The organism is Sphingomonas rhamnosi (genome assembly GCF_036663615.1).
Classification (GTDB): Bacteria; Pseudomonadota; Alphaproteobacteria; order Sphingomonadales; family Sphingomonadaceae; genus Sphingomonas.
Map to the genome: position 1 here is coordinate 129490 of NZ_JAXOJJ010000001.1, position 11817 is coordinate 141306.

General features: G+C 65.1%; 11 protein-coding genes and 2 pseudogenes. 9 read left to right on the top strand and 4 right to left on the bottom strand.

Annotated elements, in window-relative coordinates; genetic code table 11:
- Positions 1-38 precede the first annotated feature (38 nt).
- The 6 genes and pseudogenes from U1701_RS00660 to U1701_RS00685 form a co-directional block, all read left to right on the top strand.
- Positions 39-1283, top strand: coding sequence for a threonine ammonia-lyase (locus tag U1701_RS00660; protein WP_332780610.1), 1245 nt, complete (start codon positions 39-41; stop codon positions 1281-1283).
- A gap of 147 nt (positions 1284-1430) precedes the next feature.
- Positions 1431-2222: an arginyltransferase gene (locus tag U1701_RS00665; protein WP_332780611.1), complete on the top strand. Its 792-nt coding sequence runs from the start codon at positions 1431-1433 to the stop codon at positions 2220-2222.
- A gap of 195 nt (positions 2223-2417) precedes the next feature.
- On the top strand, positions 2418-3572 hold the full coding sequence (locus U1701_RS00670) for a tetratricopeptide repeat protein (RefSeq protein WP_332780612.1): 1155 nt from the start codon (positions 2418-2420) through the stop codon (positions 3570-3572).
- A gap of 113 nt (positions 3573-3685) precedes the next feature.
- Positions 3686-3796 (top strand): annotated as a pseudogene (locus U1701_RS00675) (Sir2 family NAD-dependent protein deacetylase); the annotation flags it as partial.
- Between the two features lie 1073 nt (positions 3797-4869).
- Entirely contained in the window at positions 4870-5217 is a 348-nt protein-coding gene (locus tag U1701_RS00680; protein ID WP_332780613.1) for a hypothetical protein, read from the top strand.
- 43 nt (positions 5218-5260) lie between these two features.
- Positions 5261-5342 (top strand): annotated as a pseudogene (locus U1701_RS00685) (NAD-dependent protein deacylase); the annotation flags it as partial.
- A gap of 128 nt (positions 5343-5470) precedes the next feature.
- Here U1701_RS00685 and U1701_RS00690 read toward each other — a convergent pair.
- Complete coding sequence (locus tag U1701_RS00690; RefSeq protein ID WP_332780614.1) at positions 5471-5992, bottom strand: hypothetical protein; 522 nt, start codon at positions 5990-5992, stop codon at positions 5471-5473.
- A 95-nt stretch (positions 5993-6087) separates the two neighbouring features.
- Between U1701_RS00690 and U1701_RS00695 the strand changes: the two genes are divergently transcribed.
- Positions 6088-6822: an NAD-dependent deacylase gene (locus U1701_RS00695; RefSeq protein WP_332780615.1), complete on the top strand. Its 735-nt coding sequence runs from the start codon at positions 6088-6090 to the stop codon at positions 6820-6822.
- A 109-nt stretch (positions 6823-6931) separates the two neighbouring features.
- Here U1701_RS00695 and era read toward each other — a convergent pair whose 3' ends face one another.
- From era to lepB, 3 genes are all read right to left on the bottom strand, one after another.
- Positions 6932-7861 carry a GTPase Era gene (era, locus tag U1701_RS00700; protein WP_332780616.1) on the bottom strand — a complete coding sequence of 310 codons (930 nt, stop codon included), beginning with the start codon at positions 7859-7861 and terminating at the stop codon, positions 6932-6934.
- 178 nt (positions 7862-8039) lie between these two features.
- The gene (gene rnc / locus U1701_RS00705) at positions 8040-8702 is read right to left on the bottom strand and encodes a ribonuclease III (protein ID WP_332780617.1); all 663 of its coding nucleotides are present in this window, start codon (positions 8700-8702) and stop codon (positions 8040-8042) included.
- Positions 8699-9502 (bottom strand): signal peptidase I, encoded by an 804-nt coding sequence (gene lepB, locus U1701_RS00710; protein ID WP_332780618.1) that lies wholly within the window; start codon positions 9500-9502, stop codon positions 8699-8701. The genes rnc and lepB overlap by 4 nt, the downstream gene beginning before the upstream one ends.
- 105 nt (positions 9503-9607) lie before the next feature.
- Here lepB and pgi point away from each other — a divergent pair, with 105 nt between their 5' ends.
- Both pgi and U1701_RS00720 read left to right on the top strand, forming a co-directional pair.
- Positions 9608-11095: a glucose-6-phosphate isomerase gene (gene pgi, locus U1701_RS00715; RefSeq protein WP_332780619.1), complete on the top strand. Its 1488-nt coding sequence runs from the start codon at positions 9608-9610 to the stop codon at positions 11093-11095.
- A 226-nt stretch (positions 11096-11321) separates the two neighbouring features.
- Positions 11322-11696, top strand: coding sequence for a DUF4174 domain-containing protein (locus tag U1701_RS00720; RefSeq protein ID WP_332780620.1), 375 nt, complete (start codon positions 11322-11324; stop codon positions 11694-11696).
- Positions 11697-11817: the final 121 nt, after the last annotated feature.

Consider the following 11817-nt stretch of genomic DNA (forward strand, 5'->3'; position numbering starts at 1 on the left):
TGTTCCCCCTTCGCGCCAGATGGTCTAGCTCACGGCGCATGGCTACCCGAGCTGCCGTAGCGGCACCCACCCTTCCCGTCTCGATCGACGACATCCGTACCGCGCACGACCGGATCCGCGATTCGATCGTCCGCACGCCGACGCTGATCAGCAAGACGCTGAGCCAGATGACCGGCGCGACGGTGTATCTGAAGTTCGAGAATCTGCAGTTCACCGCGGCGTACAAGGAACGCGGCGCGCTCAACACGCTGCTGCAGCTGTCCGCGGAGGCGCAGGCCAAGGGCGTGATCGCGGCCTCGGCGGGCAACCATGCGCAGGGCCTGGCCTATCACGCCAACCGGCTCGGCATCCCCGCCACCATCGTGATGCCGACCAACACGCCGACCGTGAAGGTCACGCAGACCGAGGGCCATGGCGCCAATGTCGTGCTGCACGGCGACACGTTCGATTCCGCCTATGCGCATGCGCGCATCCTGGAGGGCGAATGCGGCTTCACCTTCGTCCACCCGTTCGACGATCCGCGCGTCATCGCGGGCCAAGGCACCGCGGCGATCGAGATGCTCGAGGACGTGCCCGGCATCGACATGTTCGTGACGCCGATCGGCGGCGGCGGGCTGATCTCGGGCATGGCCACCGTCGCGCGCGCGGCGGATCACGATATCGAGGTGGTCGGGGTCGAGGCCGAGCTGTTCCCGTCGATGTACAACCGCATCAACGGCACCGACATGCCGTGCGCGGGCGACACGCTGGCCGAAGGCATCGCGGTCAAGGAGCCCGGCGGCATTACGGCGAAGATGGTCGCCGAGCTGGTCGACGACATCGTGCTGGTCAGCGAACGCAGCCTGGAAATGGCGGTCAGCCTGTTGCTGCAGATCGAGAAGACCGTGGTCGAGGGCGCGGGCGCCGCAGGACTCGCCGCATTGCTGCAGCATCCCGAACGCTTCGCCGGCCGGACGATCGGCGTCATCCTGTGCGGCGGCAATATCGACACGCGGCTGCTCGCCAACGTGCTGCTGCGCGATCTGGCGCGGTCGGGGCGGCTCGCGCGGTTGCGGATCCGCTTGCAGGACCAGCCCGGCGCGCTGTTCAACGTCGCGCGGATCTTCGACCAGGAACGCATCAACATCATCGAGATCTATCACCAGCGCGTCTTCACGACTCTGCCGGCCAAGGGCCTCATCACCGATATCGAATGCGAGGCACGCGACCGCGCGCATCTCGACCGGCTGGTGATGGCGCTGCGCGCGGCGGGATACGAGACGAGTACGGTAGAACTCGCCTGATCGTCCCCCCTTATCGTCCCAGGCTGGCACGGCACGGCGTACGCATGGTTTGTTAACCGTCAAACATGGTAAAGCGGGTTTTCATCACCGCGCGCGCCCTCATATAGCGGGCATGCGCAGTGCCGCGCCGAGGGATGTCCCACAGCTGTGACCGCGCCGTTCCGCTTTCCGCGCTTCTTCGTGACGAGCCCGGCGCCCTGCCCGTATCTGCCCGGCCGGCAGGAGCGGAAAGTGTTCACCGAGCTGACCGGACCGCATGCGATCGAGCTCAACGACGCGCTCGGGCGGATCGGGTTCCGGCGCAGCCAGGGCGTCGCCTATCGGCCCAGCTGCGCGGGGTGCAGCGCCTGCATCTCGGTGCGCGTCGTCACCCCCGAATTCGCGCCGAGCGCGACCCAGCGCAAGCTACTCAAGCGCCATAGCGACATCCAGGTCACCGCCTGCAAGGCCTGGGCGACCGACGAACAGTTCGAGCTGCTGCGCCGTTATCTGAGCGCGCGGCACCCCGGCGGCGGGATGGCGGGGATGGACGAGGACGATTACGCCGACATGGTCGAGCATTCGCCGGTCAATTCGCTGGTCGTCGAATATCGCGAGCCGAGCGTCGACGGCGTCCCCGGCCGGCTGATCGGCGCGTGCCTGACCGATCGCCAGGCGGACGGGCTGTCGATGATCTACAGCTTCTTCGCCGCGGACGAGGACTTCGCGCGCCCGGGGCTCGGCAATTTCATCATCATGGACCACATCCTGCGCGCGCGCGATGCCGGGCTGCCGTACGTCTATCTCGGCTATTGGGTGAAGGATTCGCCGCGCATGGCCTACAAGACGCGCTATCGCCCGATCGAGGCGCTGGGGCCGACCGGGTGGCGGCGGCTCGAAGAGGCGGAGATGGCGTCGGGATCGGCGGCGGTGGGGCGGGACGTTAGCGTCGTGCGATAAAGCTGGATGACGGCGGACGGCCAGGGGCGGCGTCCTCAAAGCCGCCATCCGCAATACCGCGGCGATCGCTTCCCCTGCAGTTCCTGATGCAACGACCATCGCGCACGGTGCGCAATATCATTTTCGGCAACGTGATGCTTCGTCCCCGCCGACGATAGTCTTGACAAGAAATCATGTTCGCCCGAGCATTGCGAAATGTTCGGTCCGCTGCTCATAGTATTGGCGCAAGCCGCGACGCCGTCTTCGACGGTACCGAGTGACATCATCGTTGTCGGGCGACGCGCCGAACAGGAGCTGGCGGCATGCTTTTCCCGCAACTGCCCGCCCGCCGAAGAGATCGAGGCATCGCTCCAAGCCTCAGTGGAGCAGTTCGCCGACGGCCGCTATGGCGACGCGCGGCAGACGTTGCAAAAGGCCATTCGGCGCAACCGCGATCACGCCGCCGAGTTGCCCGGCCCTGTGTCGAGCCTCTACGCCACGCTGGCGACGGTCGCCGAGCATCTCGGTGACACCGAACTCTGGTTCTGGTCGGCGCGGAACGATGTCGTGGTACTGCGACGCAACTTGGGCGAAACGCACAAGGCGACGCTGACCGAAGAGCTCGCCTTCGCTGACAATCTGTTCGGGCTGAATAGAACGGACTCCGCCGATGAGATCTACCGGAAGGTTCAGCGCGTGGCGACGGACCACGGCGAGACCGATCTGGCGGCGGGCGCGGCATTCCGGCGGGCTTGGCTGTACGCGCTGGCCGGACGCGACAAGGACGCCGAGCAAGGCGCGGACGAAGCCGTTGCACTGACCGGCGGCCACAACCCGACGATGTTGGAGTTACGGGATCTCATCCGCGCGCGGATTGCGATCCGCCGCGGCAACGACGGGGCGGTCGACCTATTGGCGGCGCGGCTGCGTCAGTCAGCAACCGAGACGCCGAAGCTCCTTTTTGCACCATCGATCGAGGAGATCGATCGGCCCCGATCCGGATTCCAGCAAGATCCGTGGCATGATTCGGACGTTCGATTCGCCGATGTCGGCTTCTGGATTCGACCGGACGGCCGAACCGCGGGCGCCGAACTCTTGCGCGACTCCGGACTGTCTCAGTGGGCGCCCGGCATTCTCAAGCAGGTCCGTCAGAGGCGGTATATTCCGCTCGACGTCGAGCCGGACAAGCCCGGCATCTACCGGATCGACCGGTTCACGGTGAGAGGAACGTTGGGAATGCCCACCGGCAGTCGTATCGGGCGGCGTATGGGCGAGGTTTCGATCCACGTCATCGATCTGACCGAGACCGACGCCATGAGCGCCGCGCACCGCGACCGCACGCAAAAGGCATTATCGAAACCTGGCGCCTAAGTGGCCCCGCCCCAAGAAGCGGGACCATCCGGCTGCGTTACCCGGGTGGTCGAAGCAAGACCCGAGCAATTCCAAGGCTTTCGGACATCCGCCAGGCGCCCTATCGTCCGGCGATGCAGGACATCCGTAACATCGTCATCCTGACCGGCGCGGGGATTTCCGCGGAATCGGGGATCGCCACGTTTCGCGGGCCCGGTGGGTTGTGGGAGGGGCACCGCGTCGAGAAAAAGTGGTAGTCCCAACCGGACGGTCGAGATGGCGGCTAACGCCCACTTGCGGTCGTTCAGCGTCGCGCTACGCTGTCTCAATTGCAGACGCTGGCGCGGTTTGCCGCATTGGAGGATTGTCGTGGGCACCGCGTGGTCGGGGATATGGATCGCGGCTATCGTCGCCTTCGCGCTCGCGCACTTCGACAGCCAACGCACACGTCAGTTTAGCTTGGCGGCTCTCGTCGTCTCGCCAATAATATTTATCACTATTGGGCTGGCATTTGTTCCGCCCACGCCGCCGAGTTATCTGGCTGAATGGCCACGCGCGATGTGGTTAGCGCTACCGATTTTGGCCGTGTGGTTGGGCTTGTCTATCTTCGGCTTCTTGGTTGGCCGCTGGAGCGTCCGCTAATCGCGAGCCGTGCTTGAAAGCCGCCTGTCCGCTTGCCACCACGTATCGCCGTTCCCGACCGGCAAAGCGGGCTCCAGAACTAGACGGGCTCAAAGCACCCACTTGCGGACATTCGTGTCGGCCTTAGGGTAGCGGGATGTGGCAGGTCATCGTAGCTATTCTGGCATCGGCATCCCCGCAGGCAAGCCAACCCCTGACGGTCAAGGGGACTGCCTTCGGTCCACGGCAACGCCTCGTTTGCGAGTGGTTCAGCAATTTTGAGAACAGCAGGTTTGTGCAGTGTCACATTCCCGGAAACACCGCTCCTGTTTTGGACGAAGGTGCGTCCATCGAATGCGTAGCGCAGAGTTGTGAGGAGCTGGACGCCGCCGCTCGGAAGGCGGTTCGGTGGAATAAGCCTGAGCCGGTTTGGGGAACGTTCACCGTCAAGATTTTAGGGCGGGTAAGCACTGCTCGGCGTGAGAAACGGTATTTAGGCGACGGAACCCGCACCGTTTTGATTGAGAAGCTCGTGAGCGTTCGGAAGCCGTAGGGGCCGGGACGCTATGTCCGCTTCCCTCCACAACGCGACATTCGCGAACGGCGAAGCGAACGCTCAAAGGTGGCCAGTCCGCAAACGCCCAATAGCGGACATCGCCATAGGCGGGTAAGACGGGCACGAAAGTGGGGACGCGTGATGTTTCGTGCGCTGATCGGATGGATGGATCGGGACTGGGCGAGCCGGAAGTACAATCCCGTGTTCGCCTTTGGGCAACGCATCGTTTGGAGCATCCCGTTTCTCGTGAGCATCGCAGTGATCGGCATTCTGGATGTCTTAGATTTTCCGCGCGACAGTTCTGCATCGCTTATGGTGATCGCTCTTGGCGCGACGGGCACGTTCGCCGTCATGCTTGTCTCGCTCTACCGCTGGGCAGTTGGTTACAGCCGTTCGGACTTCCAAGACCGGGCAGCAACTGAGCACCGAGCGCGGGTGGCGGCAAGACAGACATTTTTTCGAAGCTGGTTCAAGCGGAACGGCAACTAACCACCCACTTTCAGCCATAACCCGCGCCGCGTATTCTCTGCCGATGCGTGACATTCAAAACATCGTAATCTTGACCGGCGCAGGCGTTTCCGCCGAGTCCGGCATCCCCACCTTTCGCTCTAAATCTGGCGTAACGCATTGGGATGTATACGAAAATAACCTTGTTCCGAAAAGTTATAGAGTTGAGGAAAAGTGGTAGTCCCAACCGGACGGTCGAAATGGCGGCTAACGCCCAATTGCGGACATTGACTAGCTATCTGGGTTCATCATCGTACTTCGATGCAGCGGCTGGCTTAACGGTGTATCCAGAAGTTGTATGGCTAAGGTCATCCGTCAGCGGAATGCTGCCATTTGGCATTATCGGCAGAGATGCCGTTTCAGGCCAAATATTTTTTGTCTTGCTGATAAGTGCGCCTCGAAACCGCGCGGAACGAGATGGATTTTCTCCGATAGAAAACAAAATCCAAACCCGGCCGAGGTGATCTTGAAAATCCATTGCAGAGGCGATCACTTCCTCATCGTCACCCCGCCATACGGCCGCATTGAATGTAATCGGTGACACTTCAGACTGCGCTTCCATTTCGGCAGGCGTGGACGCGTAAACATGAAAACCTTGCGTCTGCGCCTCTGCTCTGAGCAGCGCCATAAAGGTGGCCTTATCCTTGACCGTGGGCAGCGGGATTTCATAAGCCGCAACTGTCCTTAAGCTCTCCGGCTGCTGGGCGACGCCGCAGCCTCCGAGAAGTGGCAATAGCGCGAGAGCTTTCCAGATCATGCTGCCGGTATCGGAGGCCCCACGCTGTTGGTCAATGTCCGCTTTCCACCCCATCACCACTTTCAGACATAACCCGCGCCGCGTATTCTCTGCCGATGCGTGACATTCAAAACATCGTAATCTTGACCGGCGCAGGCGTTTCCGCCGAGTCCGGCATCCCCACCTTTCGCTCTAAATCTGGCGTAACGCATTGGGATGTATACGAAAATAACCTTGTTCCGAAAAGTTATAGAGTTGAGGATGTCTGCACGCCCGAGGCGCTGGCGCGCGATCCGGCGCTGGTGCATCGTTTCTATGACGGGCGGCGCGCGGCGCTCGGCGGGGTGGCGCCGAACGCGGCGCATGCGGCGCTGGCGCGGCTGGATGCGGCCTGGCCGGGCGAACTGCTGATCGTGACGCAGAATGTCGACGATTTGCACGAGCGCGCCGGCGCGCGGCGTGTGCTGCATATGCACGGCGAATTGCCGTCGGCGCTCTGCGCGGCATGCGGCGCGCGGGAGGATTGGACCGGGAGCCTGCCGCCTGGGTCGGTGTGCGGGACGTGCGGGGCGGCGGCGCTCAGGCCCGACATCGTGTTCTTCGGCGAGATGCCATACGCCATGGAGCGGATCGAGGCGGCGTTGGCGAAATGCGATCTGTTCGTGTCGATCGGGACGTCGGGGGCGGTGTATCCCGCGGCGGGGTTCGTGCAGACGGCGGGCTGGCACGGCGCGCGGACGCTGGAGATGAACCTCGATCCGTCGATGGGGAGCGTGTTCTTCGAAGAGACGCGGATCGGCGCAGCGGGGGTGCTGGTGCCGGATTGGGTGGAGGAAGTGCTCGCCGTATAGATCTCTCCTCCCTGAAGGGAGGGGTCGGGGGTGGGTCGGCTCGAGGCGCGGCATTCCCGCGATAACCACCCACCCCCAGCCCCTCCCTTCCAGGGAGGGGAGCCTAAGGCTATTCCACCCAGTCGAGCCCGATGTCGCGGTAGGTTTCGCGGTCTTCGTCCCAGCCGGGTTTGACCTTCACGTGCAGGTACAGGTGCACGGGCTTGCCGGTGATGCTGGACAGCTCGATCCGCGCGCGCGCGCCGATTTCCTTGATGCGTTGGCCGCCCTTGCCGAGCACGATCGCGCGCTGCGTCGGGCGTTCGACGAGGATCTGCTGGTGGATCTCGAGGCTACCGTCCTGCCGCTCGATATATTGCTCGGTCTCGATCGTGCTCGCATACGGCAGTTCGGCGTGGAGCTGGAGATAGAGCTGTTCGCGCGTGACTTCGGAGGCGAGCGAGCGTTCGGTTGCGTCGGAGACCTGATCCTCGGGATAATGCCACGGGCCCTCGGGCATCGCCTTGGCGAGTTCGGCCTTGAAGTGTGCGATGCCGTCGCCGGTGCCGGCGCTGATGAAGAAGGTCTCCGCGAAGGGCAGCAGCGCGTTTAGTTTCTCGGCGTGGATCAGCAGCTTGGTCTTGTCGGCGAGATCGACCTTGTTGAGGATCAGCCAGATCGGCTCGGGCCGGCCGATCAGCGACTGGACGATGTCGGTCACCTTGCCGCCGATGCCGCCCTTGGCGTCGACCACCAAGGCGATGATGTCCGAGCCCTCCGCGCCGCCCCAGGCGGCGGCGACCATCGCGCGGTCGAACCGGCGCTTGGGCTCGAAGATGCCGGGGGTGTCGACGAGCAGCACCTGCGTGTCGCCGAGGATCGCGACGCCCATCAGCTTGGCGCGCGTCGTCTGCGCCTTGGGGCTGACGATCGCGACCTTCTGGCCGACGAGCGCATTGACGAGCGTCGATTTGCCGGCGTTGGGGGCGCCGACGACGGCGACGAGGCCGCAATGTTTGGGGGCGGAAGGTTGGGTCTGGGTATCGGTAGGTTCGGTCACAAATGTCTTTCGTCGTCCTGGCGATCGCGGACCCTACAGGCAAAACCCTCTTTCGTCATTCCCGCGCAGGCGGGAATCCATACTGGCTGGCCTTACGGCTTCACATTCCACGGCGGAGGATATGGATCCCCGCCTTCGCGGGGATGACGAACGGGGGAATGACGTTGCGGCGGCCGTATTAGCCGAGTTTTTCCAAGAGCGCCTTCGCCGCCGCGGTCTCGGCCTCCTGCTTGCTGGTCCCTTCCGCGGTCGCCTCGGCGAAGCTGCCGAGCGCGACGGCGATGGTGAAGCGCGGGGCGTGGCCGGGGCCGGTGCGTTCCAGCACGCGGTATTCGGGCGGCTTGCGGTTGTGCGCGGCGGCCCATTCCTGGAGCTGCGATTTGGGGTGTTGCGGCGCCTTGGCGCCGGCCTTGACGCGGTCGCCCCAGGCTTTCCGCACGAACGCGCGGACCGCGTCGAGCCCGGCCTCGCGGAACCAGGCGCCGATCAGCGCCTCCATCACGTCGCCGAGCACATTGTCGCTGTCGGACGCGCCGTCGTCGCGCGCCTGCTTGCCGAGCTTGAGATGATCGCGCACGCCCAGTTCGCGCGCGACCTCGGCACAGACCGCGCCGGTCACCAGCGCATTGAGCCGCTTCGACAGCTGGCCCTCGGCGTCGTCGTCGAACGTCTCGTACAGCCATTCGGCGACGACCAGCCCCAACACGCGGTCGCCGAGAAATTCGAGCCGTTCGTAATTCGCCGCGGCCTGGCTGCCGTGGGTCAGGGCACGCTGAAAGGGGGCGAGATCGGTCGGGCGGCGACCGAACACCTCGGTCAGCCATTTGGCGAGATCGCTCAAAAGCCTTCCCCGATCCGCGCCCAGCGCGCGGCCGACACCCAGGTCCACGGCGCCAGCGAGGCGTTGCCGTCGGTCGAGAAGAAGGTCACGACCGCCTTGCCCTCGACATTTTCGAGCGGGACATAGCCCATGCCCTGCGGCGCCGGGAACCGGCTGTCGCCGCTGTCGTCGCGGTTGTCGCCCATCACGAAGACATGACCCGCGGGCACGGTATAGACGCCGGTATCGTCGCGGTCGGGCAGTTGCGCCTGGTCGAGCACGTCGTAGCTGCGCCCGCCGGGCAAGGTTTCGCGGAAGCGCGGATAACGGCAGATAGCAACGCCCTGCGCATCGACGTCCTGATAATCCACGCCGCATTTCTCGGCGTTGAAATTGCCGGTCAGCGGCAGCGTGAAATCGGCGATGCGGGTCTTGGGGATCGGCTTGCCGTTGAGGAACACCTGGCCCTGCCGCATCTGGATGGTTTCGCCGGGCAGGCCGATCACGCGCTTGATGACGTCGTGGTCGAGCACTTCGGGCGCGCGGAAGACGATGACGTCGCCGCGCGTCGGTACGCTGCCGAACACCCGGCCGGGGATCAGCGGCAGGCCCCAGGGCAGCGACCAGCGCGAATAGCCATAGTTCCATTTCGTCACGAACAGATAGTCGCCGATGAACAGCCGCGGCAGCATCGATTCGCTCGGAATGCTGAACGGCGCGAACAGGAAGCTGCGCACGATCAGCACGACCAGCGCGAGCTTCAGCAGGAAGCGGAACGTCTCGCTGGTCTCGGACCGGACGGGTTTGGGGGTTTGGGCCATGTCGCGCGGTTTGCGTGGGGCCGCGCGTGTCGTCAAGCTGGCGGTTCGGGGGATCGATTGGTAGGCACCACGCGTATCGTTCGCGATTCCACACGGAGACATATTATGGCCGACTGGTCCAAGATCGAAGCGTTGCCCGCCGCCAAGCTGACCGAGCTGTTCGCCGGCGACCCCGACCGGCTCGCGACGCTGAGCCTGGACGTATCGGGCATCCATTTCGACTGGTCGAAGACGCATCTGACCAAGGATGCGATCGCGGCGTTTGCTGAGCTCGCCAAGGCGCAGGACCTGGCGGGCAAGCGCGAGGCGCTGTTCTCCGGCAAGATCGTCAACGTGACCGAGAACCGCGCGGTCGAGCACACCGCCGAGCGCGGCGAAGGCAAGCCCGAGAGCGTCGCGATCGCGCAGGCGAGCCACGGCCGGATGCGCGCGCTGATCGACGCGATCGAGGCGGATGCCCTGGGGCCGATCCGCCACGTGCTGCACGTCGGGATCGGCGGGTCGGCGCTGGGGCCGCACCTGCTGGTCGATGCGCTGGGGCGCGAGGACAAGCGCTACGACGTCGCGATCGTCTCCAACGTCGACGGCGTCGCGCTGGAGGACGTGTTCGAGCGGTTCGATCCGGCGGCGACGCTGCTGGTGGTGGCGTCGAAGACCTTCACCACTACCGAGACGATGATGAACGCCGAGTCGGTCCTGCAGTGGATGACCGAGCATGATGTCGAGGATCCGTACGGCCGCGTCATCGCGCTGACCGCGGCGCCGCAAAAGGCGATGGACTGGGGCGTCGACGAGACCCGGATCCTGCCGTTCGCCGAGAGCGTCGGCGGGCGCTATTCGCTCTGGTCGACGATCGGGTTCCCGGCGGCGATCGCGCTCGGCTGGGACAAGTTCGAACAGCTGCTCGAGGGTGCCGCCGAGATGGACCGGCATTTCCGCCTGGCCGCGCTGCACGAGAACGCGCCCGCGCTCGCGGCGTTTGCCGATCTCTATTATACGCAGGTTCGCGGTGCGGAGACGCGCGCGCCGTTCGCCTATGACGAGCGGCTGCGGCTGTTGCCGAGCTATCTGCAGCAACTGGAGATGGAGTCGAATGGCAAGGCGGTGACCGCGGACGGCCAGCCGGTCGGGCGGCCGACCGCGGCGATCACCTGGGGTGGCGTCGGCACCGACGCACAGCATGCCGTGTTCCAGCTGCTCCACCAAGGCACGCACTTGGTCCCCGTCGAGTTCATCGCGGTGATCGAGGCCGGCGATACGCTGGCCGAGGATCATCACAAGGCGCTGCTGCTCAATGCGTTCGCGCAGGGCGCCGCGCTGATGGAGGGCAAGCAGGTCGAGGATCCGGCGCGCAGCTATTCGGGCGATCGGCCGTCGTCGACGCTGCTGCTCGACGATCTGGATGCGCGGACGCTGGGCGCGCTGATCGCCTTCTACGAGCACCGGGTGTTCGTGAACGGCGTGCTGCTGGGGATCAATTCGTTCGACCAGTTCGGCGTCGAGCTGGGCAAGGAAATGGCGAAGGAAGCGGCCCAGGGCGGCGGGAGCTTCGATCCGTCGACAGATGATCTGATCAAGCGCGCGTTCGGGTAAGGCGCGGGCCAATGGCTGTTCCCCGGCGGAGGCCGGGGTCCAGTTGGGGGAACGGTGGTGGCTCGAACCCGAGCTTTCCCAACTGGGCCCCGGCCTTCGCCGGGGAACAGAGGCATTGCATCGTTCCCCCGCGAAGGCGGGGGGCCAGGGTTTCGGGCGGCGCGCGCGCGACTCCTGGACTCCCGCCTGCGCGGGAGAACGGATCGACCTCGCGCGTTATCGCCCCATGTCCATGCTGATCGCCGCCGCGCTTGCCCAGGCCACGCTTGCCCAGATGCGGTGGGAGCGACGCGTCCTCGTCGTCGTCGCGCAGACCGCGGCCGACCCCCAGCTCGCCGAGCAACGCCGCATCCTCGCTGCCTGGCGCAAGGAGAGCGACGCGCGCGACCTGACCATCGTCGAAGTCGTCGGCGACCGCGTCTCGGGGGCCGCCGACGCCGCAGCGGCCATCCGCCGGAAATACCGTCTCCCCGCCGGCTTCGCCGCCATCCTGATCGGCAAGGACGGCGGCGAGAAGTTGCGCAGTCCGCGCCCCTTCCCCGCTGCGGCGCTCGCCGAGACGATCGATGCGATGCCGATGCGCAGGGCGGAAAGCCGGTAACCTCTCCCACCCCGTCACCCCGGGCTTGACCCGGGGTCCCGCTTCTCGACCGCGTGAAGAAGCGGGACCCCGGCTCGAGGCCGGGGTGACGCGGGCGATTACACTGATCGCATCCGCGGCC